This window comes from Streptomyces albiaxialis (genome assembly GCF_039530985.1).
Lineage (GTDB): Bacteria > Actinomycetota > Actinomycetes > Streptomycetales > Streptomycetaceae > Streptomyces > Streptomyces albiaxialis.
The window spans coordinates 664526-678729 of record NZ_BAAAPE010000001.1 but is presented as its reverse complement, the minus strand read 5'-3'; the positions used below and the strand labels follow the sequence as shown (position 1 = coordinate 678729).

Below are 14204 nucleotides of genomic sequence, written 5' to 3'. Positions count from 1 at the left end.
CAGCTTCAGCGTGTGCGCCGTGCGACGGCGCCGCGCGCCGGAGGGGACCGGTCGGGTGAGGGCGGCATGAGGGCCCGTCAGGCCGCCCGCGAGACCTCCTTCTCCCCGTCCTGGAACTGCGTCCGGTGGAGCTGCTCGTACCGCCCGTGCGCGGCGAGGAGTTCGGCGTGCGTGCCGCGCTCGACGATCCGGCCGTCCTCGACGACGAGGATCTGGTCGGCGGCCCGTACGGTCGAGAGCCGGTGCGCGATGACGACCGAGGTGCGGCCCTCCAGCGCCTCGCCGAGCGCCTCCTGCACGGCCGCCTCCGACGTCGAGTCGAGGTGCGCGGTCGCCTCGTCGAGCAGCACCACGCGGGGCTGGGCCAGCAGCAGCCGGGCGATGGTCAGACGCTGGCGCTCGCCGCCGGAGAGCCGGTAGCCGCGCTCGCCGACGAGGGTGTCGAGCCCGTCGGGCAGGGAGGCGACCAGCTCGTCCATGCGGGCCCGGCGCAGGGCCTCCCACAGCTCCTCCTCGGTGGCCTCGGGGCGGGGCAGCAGCAGGTTGGCGCGGATCGTGTCGTGGAAGAGGTGGCCGTCTTGGGTGACCATGCCGAGCGTCGTACGGAGCGAGGCGGCGGACAGGTCCCGCACGTCCTTGCCGCCGAGGCGGACGGCGCCGCTGTCCACGTCGTAGAGCCGGGGCGCGAGGGAGGCGAGGGTGGACTTGCCCGCGCCGGAGGAGCCGACGACCGCGATCATCTGGCCGGGCTCGGCGCGGAACGAGACCCCGTGCAGCACCTCCTCGCCGCCCCGGGTGTCGAGCGTGGCGACGTCTTCGAGGGAGGCGAGGGAGACCTTCTCGGGGGAGGGGTAGCTGAAGCGGACGTCGTCGAACTCGACGGAGACCGGGCCCTCGGGGACGGACTCCGCGTCGGGCTTCTCCTCGATCAGCGGCTTGAGGTCGAGCACCTCGAAGACCCGCTGGAAGCTGACGAGCGCGCTCATGACCTCGACCCGGGCGTTGGCCAGGGCGGTCAGCGGCGCGTAGAGCCGGGTCAGCAGCAGCGCGAGGGAGACGACGGTGCCCGCGTCGAGGGAGCCGCGCAGCGCGAACCAGCCGCCGAGCCCGTAGATCAGCGCGAGGGCGAGCGCGGAGACGAGCATCAGCGCGGTGAAGAAGACCTCCTGCACCATCGCCGTACGGACGCCGAGGTCGCGGACGCGTCCGGCGCGGCGCGCGAACTCCTCGGACTCCTCCTCGGGCCGCCCGAAGAGCTTGACGAGCGTGGCGCCGGGCGCGGAGAAGCGCTCGGTCATCTGGGTGCTCATCACGGCGTTGTGGTCGGCCCGTTCGCGCTCCAGCCGGGCCAGCCGGGCGCCCATGCGGCGGGCGGGGAGCACGAAGAGGGGGAGCAGGACGAGCGCGATGAGCGTGACCTGCCAGGAGAGCCGGAGCATCACGACGAGGGTGAGCAGCAGCGTGACGAGGTTGCTGAAGACCTCGGACAGGGTGCTGCTGAACGCGCGCTGGGCGCCGATGACGTCGTTGTTGAGGCGGCTGACGAGGGCGCCCGTGCGGGTGCGGGTGAAGAAGGCCACGGGCATCCGCTGCACATGGTCGTAGACCGCGGTGCGCAGGTCGAGGATGAGGCCCTCGCCGATCTGGGCCGAGAGCCAGCGCGTGACGATGCCGACGGCGGCCTCGGCCACCGCGATCAGCGCGATGACCCCGGCGAGCCCGAGGACGGTGCCGGTGGTGTCGCCCTTGGTGATCGCGTCCACGACCCGCCCGGCGAGCAGCGGGGTGGCCACGGTGAGGACGGCGAGGACCGTGCTGAGCGCGAGGAACGCGTACAGCTTCCGGTGGTGGCGGTGCGCGAAGCGGAAGATCCGCCGCAGCGTGGCGGCGGAGAACGGGTGGGTGTCCTGGTGGGCGTGGCGCGAGTGGTACAGCGCGTTCCACGCGGTCATCTCCATGCTCATGCGGCGAACGTAGGACTTGAAGGAAGCTTCAAGTCAAGAGCGCGGGCCGGGTTCCCGCCGCGCGGATAAGGCAGAAACGGCCCCGCTGCGTCTCACAGAACGAAGTGAGGGGGAACGGGTCCGGCACGCGCGCCGTCCAAGACCCCGCGTGACGATCGCGAAGCGGTGTGCAACCCGCTTTGACCGGCTGTGATGGGCTCGCGACGGGGCGTCGTGCACGTGCATTAGCACATGCACCAGCACGTGAACACAGTTATGATCCCGGGCAGTTGACAGTTCTGACACTGATCAGCCAGTACCCCCCACACCTGACTAGTCCGGGAGATCCAAGTGCCTCACGCGTACAACGGCATGGCCGCCAGGGACCTCCAGGGGGTCGTGTGGCGAAAGAGCCGGTACAGCAACTCCCAGGGAACCTGCGTCGAGTTCGCCAAGCTGCCGGGCGGTGACGTCGCCGTGCGCAATTCGCGCTTCCCCGACGGCCCCGCGCTCGTCTACACGCCCGCGGAAATGGAGGCGATGCTGCTCGGCATCAAGGACGGCGAGTTCGACTACCTGATACGGGACTGATCCCCGGCCCAGGGGCCGGACCCGCCCCAAGACGGCCGCCCCCCGTGCGGCGGCCGCCTCTTCATGGCACGGCGCCGGCCCGGCCCCGGCCCCCTACAGGGAGCCGAGGCGGAACAGCGCCCAGACGACCTTGCCCGCCGACGGCCCCGACAACGGGTGCCACCCCCAGTTGTCACTGAAGGAGTCGACGAGGCAGAGCCCTCTGCCTGATTCGGCGGTGAAGCCCGGCAGTCCGGGCACGCCGGGAAGGTCCGGGAGTTCCCCGTCCACGGGACCCGCGGGACCCAGCTCGGGAACCTCCGTCACCTGAGGAGGCTCGCTGCTGGGGTCCCGGACCGCACATACCAGCCGCGCGGACCAGCGCATCAGATGCAGCCGGACCGGCGGGTCACCCTCGTCCCCCGAAAGGGGGCCCTGCCCGGTGGCGGGCAGGCCGTGGCGCATGGCGTTGGTGACGAGTTCGGAGACGACGAGTGCCACGTCGTCGAATTCTTCGGTGATCCCCCACCGTTGGAGCGTCTGCCGCGTGAAGTCCCTGGCGCTCTTGACCGCCTCGTACCGAGGTGGCAGCGCGCAGGACGCGGAACCGGAGACTGAAGCGGCATCCAGCGTCGGGAGACCTTGCCATAAGGGCTCCAGCACCGTTGATCCTTCGGTCCCCATGACGGGCCACTCCTGGCGTTAGCGGCAGTGATGATCCTGTGCGGATCCTGTCGGCTGTGCTCCCCGGGTAGGTTCCGGCGCCAAAGTGCTACCTGCGCCACAACTGGCATGGCACTGGGTGCACTTGTGCGATCCCCATGGTTCCCAATGCCCACAGCAGATGCAAGGGCAGATGCACGTGCACGAGAGACTTTCGATCGTGTGTAACCGGACGGGCACGCAACGGAGCGCAAAGATGGCACACTTCCCTTCAAGCAGGGGCGGAGGGTTGATCGAAATGGCAACAGAACCGGCAAGTCGCGTCACCGGAGGAGCAAAGGGGGCGAGTAGTTCCAGCGGGTCCATGGTCCGGCGCATCCTGCTCGGATCCCAGTTGCGGCGGCTCCGGGAGGCGCGCGGGGTGACCCGTGAGGCCGCCGGTTATTCGATTCGAGCGTCCGAGTCCAAGATCAGCCGGATGGAGCTGGGCCGCGTGAGTTTCAAGGCGCGTGACGTCGAAGACCTGCTCACCCTCTACGGCGTGACCGACGAGGCGGAGCGCGAGCCGCTGCTGGGCCTCGCCCGGGAGTCCAGCATCGCCGGCTGGTGGCACAACTACAGCGATGTGCTGCCCGGATGGTTCCAGACCTACGTGGGGCTGGAGGGCGCGGCCGAGCGCATCAGCACCTACGAGGTGCAGTTCGTCCACGGCCTGCTGCAGACCGACGACTACGCCCACGCGGTCGTCACCGCCGGCCACCGCACCCCGATCGCCGACGAGGAGATCGAGCGCCGCGTCGCGCTGCGCCTGGAGCGGCAGAAGCTGCTGCTCGGCGAGAACGCGCCCCGCCTGCTGTGCGTGCTCGACGAGGCCGCGCTGCGCCGCCCCTTCGGCAGCCCCTCGATCATGGACGGCCAGCTCAGGCACCTCGCCGAGGTCTCCGAGCACCCGAACATCACCGTCCAGGTCGTCCCGTTCGAGTTCGGCGGGCACGCGGCCGAGAGCGGCGCCTTCACGCTGCTGCGCTTCCCGGAATCCGATCTGAACGACGTCGTGTATCTGGAACAGCTCACCAGCGCGCTCTATCTCGACAAGCGGGATGAGGTCGCGCAGTACGACCAGGTGCTGGAGCGGCTGGTGGATATCAGCCTTTCGCCGGAACGCACCCGGGACCACCTGCAAAGGATCCGACAACTGGCCTGAAGTGGCAGTACGATGACGTGCCATCAGCACGTCCTTCCACCCCCCGAAGGAATGGCATGTCCTACTTCACGGATCTGGCGCTCCAGTGCATAGACGGTGAGTGGCGCCCCGGGACCGGTTCCTGGGACATCATCGACTTCAACCCGTACAACGGCGAGAAGCTCGCCTCGATCACCGTCGCGACCGTCGACGAGGTGGACCAGGCGTACCGTGCGGCGGAGCGCGCCCAGCGGGACTGGGCGGCGACCAATCCCTATGCGCGACGCCTCGTGTTCGAGCGTGCGATACGCGTGATTGAGGAATCCGAGCCGCAGATCACCGAGGCGATCATCGCGGAACTCGGCGGGACCCGCCTGAAGGCCGCCTTCGAGATCGCGCTCGTCAAGGAGTTCTTCCGGGAGGCGATGCAGCTTTCCCTGCACACCCAGGGGGAGATCCTGCCGTCCGCGATCGACGGCAAGGAGAACCGTGTCTACCGTTCTCCGCTCGGCGTCATCGGCGTTATTTCGCCCTTCAACTATCCATTCCTGCTGGCGGTGAAATCCCTCGCCCCCGCCCTCGCGCTGGGGAACGCGGCCGTGCTCAAGCCGCACCAGTCCACCCCGGTCTGCGGCGGCACCCTGGTCGCCAAGGTCCTGGAGGACGCGGGCCTCCCGCCGGGGCTGCTCAACGTGATCATCACCGACAGCGCGGAGATCGGCGACGCGCTCATCGAGCACCCGGTCCCCAAGGCGCTCTCCTTCACCGGCTCCGACCGTGTGGGCCGGCACGTCGCGACCGTCGCCGCGCGCAACTTCAAGCGCGTGATCCTCCAGCTCGGCGCCAACAGCGCGCTGATCGTCCTGGACGACGCCGACATCGACTACGCGGTGGACGCCGCGGTCTTCAGCCGCTACGTCAACCAGGGCCAGCTCTGCATGGCGGCCAACCGGATCATCGTCGACCGCAGCGTGCAGGCCGAGTTCACCGAGAAGTTCGTCGCCCGCGTCCGCGAGCTGAAGGTCGGCGACCCCGAGGACCCGGCCACCCACATCGGCCCGCTCATCAACTCCCGCCAGGCCGAGCGCGTGACCGCCATCGTCGAGCAGGCCATCGCCAGCGGCGCGACCCCGCTCCTGCACGGCGAGGCGCACGGCAACGTGGTCTCGCCCAGCGTCCTGACCGGCCTGCCCGCCACCTCCTCGCTGCTGCGCGAGGAGATCTTCGGCCCCGTCGCCCTGATCATCGGCGTCGACGGCGAGGACGAGGCCGTGCACGTCGCCAACGACACCCCGTACGGGCTCGGCGGCGCCGTCCACAGCCGCGACATCGAGCGCGGCATCGCGGTCGCCCGCCGCATCGACACCGGCATGGTCCACGTCAACGACTCGACGGTCGCGGACGAGCCGATTGTCCCGTTCGGCGGCGAGAAGCACTCCGGCCTGGGGCGGCTCAACGGCGAGCAGATGGTGGACGCCTTCACCACCACGAAGTGGATCTCCATCCAGCGGGGCCGCAGCGCGTTCCCGTTCTGAGGATCCTCCGGGGGTTCTGAGGATCCTCCGGGGCCCGCGCGGTCGAGGACAGAGGCTGACCGCAAGGCCCCGTAGCTTTCTTCTCAGCGGGGCGGAAGGAGCCCCGCACCGAGAGGGGAGCCATCATGCCGGTAGTCGTCCAGCCCGAGGCCCGCGGTGACGAGCGCGGGGCGCTCCTCGCCTATCTGGAGGCCCAGCGCGGCGCCTTCCGCCGCGCCCTGCACGGCCTGACCGAGGAGCAGGCGCGCAGCGCGCCCTCCGCGAGCGAGTGCTCGGTCCTGGGCCTGCTCAAGCACGTGACCGTCGGCGAAGAGGGCTGGGTGCGCAAGTTCAAGGGCGAGGAGACCCGCCCCTCCTCCGAGCAGATGGCGGAGTGGCAGAGCGGCTGGACGCCCGCGCCCGAGGAGACGATCGAGGTCCTCATCGCCCGTAACGAGCGGGTGGCCGCCGAGACCGAGGCGGCCGTACGGGCCCTGTCCTCGCTCGACGAGACCTTCGTGTCGCCCAAGTACCCCTGGGACGAGGGCGGCGAGCGCTCCTGGCGCTGGGGTCTGCTGCACCTCATGGAGGAGCTGGCCCGGCACGCGGGCCACGTGGACGTCATCCGCGAGACGATCGACGGCAAGGGCGCCTTCGACCTGGTCTTCGAGACGGGCGCGATGCCCGAGCCCGACTGGTCGCAGATGGGCTAGCCGGGTCCCGGCCGTCCAGGTCCCGACTAGTCAAGTCCGACTAGACTGCGCGGGCATACGTGACCGAGGCAGTCAAGGAGCCAGGACGATGTCGGCGATCCGGTTGCTGGTGCTGGGGGCCGTGCGGCTGCGGAAGCGGGCGCACGGCTACCAGGTCCGCAACGACCTGGAGTTCTGGGGCGCTCACGAGTGGTCCAACGCCAAGCCCGGGTCGATCTACCACGCGCTCAAGCAGCTCGCGAAGCAGGGACTGCTGCTCGCCCACGACGTCGCGCCCAGCACGGCCGGCGGCCCGCCCCGTATCGAGTACGAGCTGACGGACGAGGGCGAGGCGGAGTTCCACCGCATGCTCCGGCACGCGCTGACCGCGATCGACGAGAAGCCGGACATGCTCACCAGCGGCGTGGGCTTCCTCGTGGACCTGGAGCGCGCGGAGGCCATCGCGCTGCTGAAGGAGCGGGTGGCCGCGCTGGAGTCCTGGCGGGACGAGGTCACCCAGCACTGGACCCCGGGCCCGGCGGGCGAGACCCAGCCGGAGTGGGACTACATCGGCGAGATCATGCGGCTGTGGGTCTCCACCGCGGAGAGCGGCGCCACCTGGGCCCGCGAGCTGATCGAGCGGCTGGAGAACGGCGCGTACGTGATGGCGGACGAGGGCAAGCGCGACCTGTCGGTACTCACGCAGGACGAGTGACCCGGGACGAGCACGGCGCCCCCTTTTCTTGGTAATCAAGTTTGACTAGCCGCGGGATCCCGGTTACCTTCGTCCGCCGCTAGTCAAGTTTGACTAGCGAAGGGCGGGAGGAGAGGACATGGCGAAGGACGAAGCGATCCTCGTCGAGGGGCTGAGGAAGGAGTACGGGGACAAGCAGGCGCTCTCGGGACTCGACCTGGCCGTGCCGCGCGGCACGGTCCAGGGTCTGCTGGGGCCCAACGGCGCCGGGAAGACCACGGCCGTACGGATCCTGTCGACCCTGCTGCGCCCCACGGCGGGCCGGGCGCTGGTCGCGGGGTACGACGTGGCCACGCACCCCGACGAGGTGCGGCGCCGCATCGGGCTGCTCGGCCAGCACGCGGCGGTGGACGAGGAGCTGAGCGGGCGGCAGAACCTGGAGATGTTCGGGCGGCTCTACCACCTGGGCGCGCGCCGGGCGGCACAGCGCGCGGACGAGCTGCTGGAGCGGTTCGGCCTGGGGGACACCGGGCGCAAGGCCGTCGGCAAGTACAGCGGCGGCATGCGGCGCCGCCTGGACCTCGCCGCCTCGCTGATCGGCGGCGAGCGGGGGAGCGGCGGACGGGAGAGCGGCGAGCGGGCGGACGACGGCGCGCTGATCCTCTTCCTGGACGAGCCGACCACCGGGCTCGACCCGCGCGGGCGCAACGAGGTGTGGGACGCGGTCAGGGCGCTGGTCGGCGGCGGCACGACCGTGCTGCTCACCACCCAGTACCTGGAGGAGGCCGACCAGCTCGCGGACGCCATCACCGTGATCGACGGCGGCAGGGCCGTCGCCGAGGGCACCGCCGACCAGCTCAAGGCCGGGCTGGGCGCCGACCGTATCGACGTCGTCGTGCGCGACGCGGCACGGCTGGAGGCCGCGGCGTCCGTCGTCGGGATGGCCGCGCGGAGCGGGTCCGTGGAGCGCGACCGGGACCGGCGGTCGGTGAGCGCCCCGGTCGGGGACCGGATGGCGGCGCTCGCGGAGACCGTACGGGCGCTGGAGGCGGCGGGGATCGAGGCCGAGGACATCGCGCTGCGCCGGCCCACGCTGGACGAGGTCTTCCTGCACCTCACGGAGGAGACGGGCGCGCGGAAGGAGGCCGCCGTATGAGCACGCACCTGCTGACCGACTCCTGGACGATGACCCGGCGGGAGCTGGCGCACTGGCGGCGGCAGCCCGTCCAGGTCGCGGTGAACCTGTTCTTCCCGCTGATGATGCTGGTGATGTTCGTCTACTTCATCGGCGGCGGGATGGAGGTCGAGAACTACGAGGAGTACCTGGTCCCCGGGATGTTCGCGCTGAACATGGCCTTCGGCCTGGAGTCGACGATGGTCGCGCTCACCCAGGACCTCAACAAGGGCGTGATCGACCGCTTCCGCTCGATCCCCATGTCCCAGTCGGCCGTCCTCGTCGGCCGCAGCCTGAGCGACATGCTGGAGTCCGCGGTGGGCATCGTCGTGCTGGTGCTCTCCGGGCTGGTGGTGGGCTGGCGCGCGCACGGCAGCCCGGCCGAGGGGCTGGCCGCGGTGGGCCTGCTGCTCCTGCTGCGCTTCGCGATGCTGTGGGCGGGGATCTTCCTCGCCCTGGTCGCGGGCAGGCCCGAGCTGGTCGCCGCCGTCCAGATCCTCGTCTGGCCGGTGGCCTTCTTCTCCAACGTCTTCAACTCGCCGGACACGATGCCCGCCTGGATGGGCACCGTCGCCGAGTGGAACCCGATGTCCGCCACCGCCCGGGCCGTACGGGAACTCTTCGGCAACCCCGTCTGGGGCGAGGGCACCTCCTGGGCGGCGAGTCACTCCCTGCTGCTCGCGGTGGTGTGGCCGCTCGCCCTGCTGGCCGTCTTCTTCCCGCTCGCCGTGAGGAGGTACCGGGCCCTGGGCGACGATGGCTCCTGAGGGGCCCGCGCGAAACGGGCTTGCACCTCACGCGACGTGAGGGCCGAGCGTAGGGGCGTACCGGAAGGACCGGACAAGGAGGCGGACGTGGGTCATTCCGTGGGAGAGGTCTCGCGCGTCGCCGGTGTCACCGTGCGCACCCTGCACCACTACGACGGGATCGGTCTGCTCGTCCCCGGCGAGCGGACCCCCGCCGGGCACCGGCGCTACAGCGACGCCGACCTCGACCGGCTGCAGCGCATCCTCTTCTACCGGGAGCTGGGCTTCCCGCTGGAGGAGGTCGCCGAACTGCTCGACGAACCCGACGCGGATCCCTACGAGCACCTGCGCCGCCAGCACGCGCTGCTGGAGGCCAGGATCGGCAGGCTGCGGGAGATGGCCGCCGCCGTGGAACACGCCATGGAGGCACGCAGGATGGGCATCAACCTCACCCCCGAGGAGAAGTTCGAGGTCTTCGGCGACTTCGACCCCGACCAGTACGCGGACGAGGCGGAGCGGCGCTGGGGCGGGACCGAGGCGTACCGCGAGTCGCGGCGGCGCGCCGCGTCGTACACGAAGGAGGACTGGAAGCGCTTCAAGGAGGAGATGGACGGCATCCACCGGCGCCTCGCCGAGGCGATGGGGCGCGGCGCCGCGCCGGACTCCGAGGAGGCCATGGACCTCGCCGAGGAGCACCGGCTCTTCATCTCCCGTACGAGCTACGAGTGCGGCCACGAGCTGCACACCTCGCTCGGCGAGATGTACGTGGCCGACCCGAGGTTCACCGCGACCTACGAGGCCGTACGGCCCGGTCTCGCGGTCTATGTGCGCGACGCCATCAGGGCGAACGGCGCACGGCAGGCCTGACCTCTCGTCAGCACCGTTGTGTGGCGGGGCTCGCACCCATCGGGGCGAGCCCCGCTTTTATTCCGCGCGCCCCGGGGGATCTTTGGGGGGAGCGTCACGTCCCCGGGGTGCAACCGGGGCGGTTGGACGCCGCGTGAAGCATGTGGCACTAAGTGGAGGCATAAGAACTACACCGCGTAAGAGAGTGAGGAGCGGACAAAAGTGGCCGGCGAGCCCAGGGGAAACGGGGATTCCGCGGATCGGGACGACAGGTTCGAGGACGCGAAGCCCACATCGGACGAGGCACGCAGCGCCTTCTCGCACCCGCTCGGGGTGCCGCTGCCGCCCGTCCCGGAGGACGAGCACCCGACCTCGGAGTTCGCCGTGCCGGAGGGCCTGGTCCCGCCCGCCTCGTTCGAGCACGGCAGCGCGTTCACCCCGCCCGAGGGCATCCCGGTCGTCGGGCCCCTCGCCAAGCCGGGCACGCCCTGGCAGGACCGGATGCGCACCATGGTGCGGATGCCGCTCGCCGAGCGGCCGGTGCCCGAGCGCGTGGCCCGCACCGAGGACGTCGAGACCGGCCCGGCCGCGCCCCGCGTCCTCGACCTCACCCTCCGCATCGGCGAGCTGCTGCTCGCGGGCGGCGAGGGCGCCGAGGACGTCGAGGCCGCGATGTTCGGCGTCGCCCACGCGTACGGCCTCGACCGCGTCGAGCCCACCGTCACCTTCACGCTGCTCTCGATCACGCACCAGCCCTCGCTGGTCGACGACCCGGTGACGCTCAGCCGCACCGTACGCCGCAGGGGCACCGACTACACGCGCCTCGCGTCCGTCTTCGGGCTCGTCGCGGACATCACGCAGGGCGAGGTCACGCTGGAGGAGTCCTACCGGCGGCTGGCGGAGATGCGGCGCAACAGGCACCCGTTCTCCAAGGGCGCCCTCACCGTCGCCAGCGGCGCCCTGTCCGGGGCCGCCTCCCTGCTCGTCGGCGGCGACGCGCTGGTCTTCGTCCTCGCCGCGCTCGGCGCGATGCTGGGCGACCGGCTGGCGTGGCTGTGCGCGGGGCGCGGACTGCCGGAGTTCTACCAGTTCGCGGCCGCGGCGATGCCGCCCGCCGCGATAGGGGTGACGGTCGCGCTGCTGGAGTCCAGCGTCATGGCCTCCGCGGTGATCACCGGTGGCCTCTTCGCGCTGATCCCCGGGCGCGCGCTGGTCGCGGCCGTGCACGACGGGCTCACAGGCTTCTACATCACGGCCGCCGCGCGCCTGCTGGAGGTCGTCTACCTCATCGTCGGCATCGTCTGCGGCGTCCTGATGGTCCTCTACGTGGGCGCCGAGCTGAACGCCAACCTCACCCCGGACGCCGTCCACCACGCGCACCGGCCCGTGCTCCAGCTCTTCGCGGCCATGCTGCTCGCGCTCGCCTTCTGCGTGCTGCTCCAGCAGCCCCGCTCGACGGTGCTGCTCGCGACCCTCAACGGGGGCGTGGCCTGGCTGATCTACGGGGCGATGACCACGGCGAACGTCCCGCCGGTGCCGTCCACGGTCTGCGCCGCCGGACTGGTCGGCCTCTTCGGGCAGCTCCTGTCGCGGTACCAGTTCGCGTCCTCGCTGCCGTACATCACGGCGGCGATCGGCCCGCTGCTGCCCGGTAGCTCGACGTACTTCGGGCTGCTGAACATCGCCCAGGGCGACGTCAACCAGGGCTTCGAGAAGCTGGCCACCGCGGTCGCCCTGGCTCTCGCCATCGCCATCGGCGTCAACCTCGGCGGCGAGCTGGCCCGGCTCTTCATCAAGACCCCGGGCGTGGAGACCCCGCTCCCGGGCCGCCGCGCGGCGAAGCGCACGAGGGGCTTCTAGCCGCGCCGGGAAAAGCCGGGGCCGGGAAAGACCGGGCCGGGAAAAGCCGGGGGCCCCGCTCGTCGAGCGGGGCCCTCACACGGCTGTCCGGCTCAGTGGCCGCCCTCGGCCGCCAGGCGCTTGATGGAGGCCTCGACCTCGGCCTCGGCCTCGGAGCGCCCCACCCAGTTGGCGCCCTCGACGGACTTGCCGGGCTCCAGGTCCTTGTAGACCTCGAAGAAGTGCTGGATCTCCAGCCGGTCGAACTCGCTGACGTGGTGGATGTCGCGCAGGTGTTCCATGCGGGGGTCCGACGAGGGGACGCACAGCAGCTTGTCGTCGCCGCCGGCCTCGTCCGTCATACGGAACATGCCGATCGCGCGGCACTTGATGATGCAGCCGGGGAACGTCGGCTCCTCCAGCAGCACCAGCGCGTCGAGCGGGTCGCCGTCCTCGCCCAGGGTGCCGTCGACGAAGCCGTAGTCCGCCGGGTACACGGTCGAAGTGAAGAGGTGGCGGTCAAGACGGATACGGCCGGTCTCGTGATCCACCTCGTACTTGTTCCGCGAACCCTTCGGGATCTCGATGGTGACGTCGAACTCCACAGGGAGGCTCCTCCGTATAGATCATTAATAGATCAGCACTCGATTGCCCTGGGGGCCGTCCCCCAGAAGAACTCCAGTCTGGTGATTAAGTGTCCCCCACGCACATGTGTGCTCGCGAAAGGGGCTGGTCGAGGTGCGGATCCGGCAGCGCTGGCAGGCCGGCCGGCAGAGTATGGCGCCGCAAAAGCGGCAGACCGTGCTGCTGACGGCGGGTTCCGCCGTACTCGGCCTCGCGGTCGCGCTCACGGCGGTGGCCGCGTCGGGACCATGGGACTCCGGCCAGCGTACGGCGGAGCGCACCTGGGCCGCGCGGCAAGGCGACGGGAGTGGCACGAAGCACACCGGACCCGGAGCCGGGGGCCCCGGTTCCGAGCTGACCGCGCCGCAGGTCCTCGCCGAGGCCGGGCCCGTACGGGGGCGCGAGAGCGACGGCAAGCGCGCGGGCAAGGGCGACGGGCGCCACGGCGAGAGCGGGGGCGCCCGCGCCGACCAGGCGCCCGCTCCCACCGTCTCCGCGCTCGCCGACACCCTGGAGCCGCTGCTCCGGGACGGCGCGCTCGGCTCCGTCCGTACGGCCTCGGTCGTCGACGCCGCGACCGGCAAGGAACTGTTCTCCACCGCGCCGGGCACCGTCGCGACGCCCGCGTCCACGGTCAAGATCGCCACGGCCGTCGCGGCGCTCACCGCGCGCGGCGAGGACCACCGCATCCCGACCCGCGTCGTCGCCGACGGCGACACGGTCACGCTCGTCGGCGGCGGCGACCCCACCCTCGACGAGGACGGCCTCACCGCCCTCGCCGAGGACACCGCCCGCAAGCTCCGCAAGAGCGGCACCGAGAAGGTCACCCTCCGCTACGACCTCTCCCGCTACGAGGGCACCGACCAGCACCCCATCGGCCCGAACGAGAACCTCGCGCCCGTCGTCCCCCTGATGCTCAACGAGGGACGGCTGGACGAGAGCGAGCACGGCCCCGCCGACCGCTCCGGGGACCCGGCGGGCGAGGCCGCCGAGGAGTTCGCGAAGAAGCTCAAGGCCGAGGACGTCGAGGTCGAGGGCGCGGCCGAGGAGAAGAAGGCAGCAAAGGACGCGAAGCGCCTCGCCGTCCACGACTCGGCCCCGCTCGGCGACCTCGTCGAGCGCATGCTCACCCACAGCGACAACGACATCGCCGAGGCCCTCGCCCGCCAGACCGCGATCGCCGAGGGCGAACCCGCGAGCTTCGAGGGCGCGGAGAAGGCCGTCGAGCGCCGCCTGGACGAGCTGGGCATGCCGGTGAAGGACGCCCGCTTCGCCGACGGCAGCGGCCTGGACAGGGCGGACCGGGTCTCGGCCGGCCTGCTCACCCGCCTCCTCGCCCGCGCCTCCGACCCGGACAGGACCGGGCTGCGGCCCGTGCTGACCGGGCTGCCCGTCGCCGGGTTCACCGGCACCCTCGGCGGCCGGTACGACAGCCCCCGCGAGGAGCCGGGCGCCGGGCTCGTACGGGCCAAGACCGGCACGCTGACCGGCGTGAACACCCTGGCGGGCACGGTCGTCGACGCCGACGGTCGGATGCTGGCCTTCGCGTTCATGACGACCGGAGCGCCGGACCGGGACCGCGCCCAGGAGTCCCTGGACGAGCTGGCCTCGGCGCTGGCCAACTGCGGGTGCCGCGAATCGCCTTCGGGCCCGTAGCCCGGCGCCCGGCCCGGCGGCACCCCCTAGGGGGCGGGTGGTCCCCTCGTCTCCTCCCGC

The 14204-nt window shown here is 71.2% G+C and carries 13 protein-coding genes; 10 read left to right on the top strand and 3 right to left on the bottom strand.

All coding sequences use genetic code 11. The annotated features are described in order from the left end of the window. Nucleotides 1-77: 77 nt before the first annotated feature. Nucleotides 78-1964, bottom strand: coding sequence for an ABC transporter ATP-binding protein (locus ABD343_RS03155; RefSeq protein ID WP_344523667.1), 1887 nt, complete (start codon nucleotides 1962-1964; stop codon nucleotides 78-80). Between the two features lie 330 nt (nucleotides 1965-2294). Between ABD343_RS03155 and ABD343_RS03150 the strand changes: the two genes are divergently transcribed. Further along, complete coding sequence (locus tag ABD343_RS03150) at nucleotides 2295-2534, top strand: DUF397 domain-containing protein (RefSeq protein ID WP_344523665.1); 240 nt, start codon at nucleotides 2295-2297, stop codon at nucleotides 2532-2534. A gap of 93 nt (nucleotides 2535-2627) precedes the next feature. Here the strand turns inward: ABD343_RS03150 and ABD343_RS03145 are convergent, their stop codons facing one another. After that, complete coding sequence (locus ABD343_RS03145; protein WP_344523663.1) at nucleotides 2628-3197, bottom strand: ATP-binding protein; 570 nt, start codon at nucleotides 3195-3197, stop codon at nucleotides 2628-2630. 343 nt (nucleotides 3198-3540) lie between these two features. Between ABD343_RS03145 and ABD343_RS03140 the strand changes: the two genes are divergently transcribed. The 8 genes from ABD343_RS03140 to ABD343_RS03105 all read left to right on the top strand — a co-directional run bounded on the left by ABD343_RS03140 (nucleotide 3541) and on the right by ABD343_RS03105 (nucleotide 11885). After that, nucleotides 3541-4380, top strand: a complete 840-nt coding sequence (locus tag ABD343_RS03140) for a helix-turn-helix domain-containing protein (protein WP_344523661.1) — start codon at nucleotides 3541-3543, stop codon at nucleotides 4378-4380. A 56-nt stretch (nucleotides 4381-4436) separates the two neighbouring features. Next, nucleotides 4437-5894, top strand: coding sequence for an aldehyde dehydrogenase family protein (locus ABD343_RS03135; protein ID WP_344523659.1), 1458 nt, complete (start codon nucleotides 4437-4439; stop codon nucleotides 5892-5894). Between the two features lie 125 nt (nucleotides 5895-6019). Continuing rightward, entirely contained in the window at nucleotides 6020-6586 is a 567-nt protein-coding gene (locus ABD343_RS03130; RefSeq protein ID WP_344523657.1) for a DinB family protein, read from the top strand. Nucleotides 6587-6674: 88 nt separating this feature from the next. Then, nucleotides 6675-7280: a PadR family transcriptional regulator gene (locus ABD343_RS03125; RefSeq protein WP_344523655.1), complete on the top strand. Its 606-nt coding sequence runs from the start codon at nucleotides 6675-6677 to the stop codon at nucleotides 7278-7280. Between the two features lie 118 nt (nucleotides 7281-7398). Beyond that, nucleotides 7399-8415: an ATP-binding cassette domain-containing protein gene (locus ABD343_RS03120; RefSeq protein ID WP_344523653.1), complete on the top strand. Its 1017-nt coding sequence runs from the start codon at nucleotides 7399-7401 to the stop codon at nucleotides 8413-8415. Beyond that, the gene (locus tag ABD343_RS03115; RefSeq protein ID WP_344523651.1) at nucleotides 8412-9200 is read left to right on the top strand and encodes an ABC transporter permease; all 789 of its coding nucleotides are present in this window, start codon (nucleotides 8412-8414) and stop codon (nucleotides 9198-9200) included. The genes ABD343_RS03120 and ABD343_RS03115 overlap by 4 nt, the downstream gene beginning before the upstream one ends. Before the next feature lie 87 nt (nucleotides 9201-9287). Then, nucleotides 9288-10046 carry a MerR family transcriptional regulator gene (locus tag ABD343_RS03110; protein WP_344523649.1) on the top strand — a complete coding sequence of 253 codons (759 nt, stop codon included), beginning with the start codon at nucleotides 9288-9290 and terminating at the stop codon, nucleotides 10044-10046. Nucleotides 10047-10247: 201 nt separating this feature from the next. After that, on the top strand, nucleotides 10248-11885 hold the full coding sequence (locus tag ABD343_RS03105) for a threonine/serine exporter family protein (protein ID WP_344523647.1): 1638 nt from the start codon (nucleotides 10248-10250) through the stop codon (nucleotides 11883-11885). A 92-nt stretch (nucleotides 11886-11977) separates the two neighbouring features. Here ABD343_RS03105 and ABD343_RS03100 read toward each other — a convergent pair whose 3' ends face one another. Beyond that, complete coding sequence (locus ABD343_RS03100; protein WP_344523645.1) at nucleotides 11978-12469, bottom strand: inorganic diphosphatase; 492 nt, start codon at nucleotides 12467-12469, stop codon at nucleotides 11978-11980. 172 nt (nucleotides 12470-12641) lie between these two features. On the opposite strand from ABD343_RS03100, the gene dacB reads away from it, so the two are divergent. Then, complete coding sequence (gene dacB, locus ABD343_RS03095) at nucleotides 12642-14144, top strand: D-alanyl-D-alanine carboxypeptidase/D-alanyl-D-alanine endopeptidase (RefSeq protein WP_344523643.1); 1503 nt, start codon at nucleotides 12642-12644, stop codon at nucleotides 14142-14144. The last annotated feature ends 60 nt before the right edge of the window (nucleotides 14145-14204 follow it).

What these genes read in the sequence shown, in the direction of transcription:
- ABD343_RS03125 (WP_344523655.1), top strand. Translation starts at nt 6,675, where the DNA reads ATGTCGGCGATCCGGTTGCTGGTGCTGGGGGCCGTGCGGCTGCGGAAG.
- dacB (WP_344523643.1), top strand. Translation starts at nt 12,642, where the DNA reads ATGGCGCCGCAAAAGCGGCAGACCGTGCTGCTGACGGCGGGTTCCGCC.
- ABD343_RS03140 (WP_344523661.1), top strand. Translation starts at nt 3,541, where the DNA reads ATGGTCCGGCGCATCCTGCTCGGATCCCAGTTGCGGCGGCTCCGGGAG.
- ABD343_RS03135 (WP_344523659.1), top strand. Translation starts at nt 4,437, where the DNA reads ATGTCCTACTTCACGGATCTGGCGCTCCAGTGCATAGACGGTGAGTGG.
- ABD343_RS03115 (WP_344523651.1), top strand. Translation starts at nt 8,412, where the DNA reads ATGAGCACGCACCTGCTGACCGACTCCTGGACGATGACCCGGCGGGAG.
- ABD343_RS03120 (WP_344523653.1), top strand. Translation starts at nt 7,399, where the DNA reads ATGGCGAAGGACGAAGCGATCCTCGTCGAGGGGCTGAGGAAGGAGTAC.
- ABD343_RS03145 (WP_344523663.1), bottom strand. Translation starts at nt 3,197, where the DNA reads ATGGGGACCGAAGGATCAACGGTGCTGGAGCCCTTATGGCAAGGTCTC.
- ABD343_RS03130 (WP_344523657.1), top strand. Translation starts at nt 6,020, where the DNA reads ATGCCGGTAGTCGTCCAGCCCGAGGCCCGCGGTGACGAGCGCGGGGCG.
- ABD343_RS03155 (WP_344523667.1), bottom strand. Translation starts at nt 1,964, where the DNA reads ATGAGCATGGAGATGACCGCGTGGAACGCGCTGTACCACTCGCGCCAC.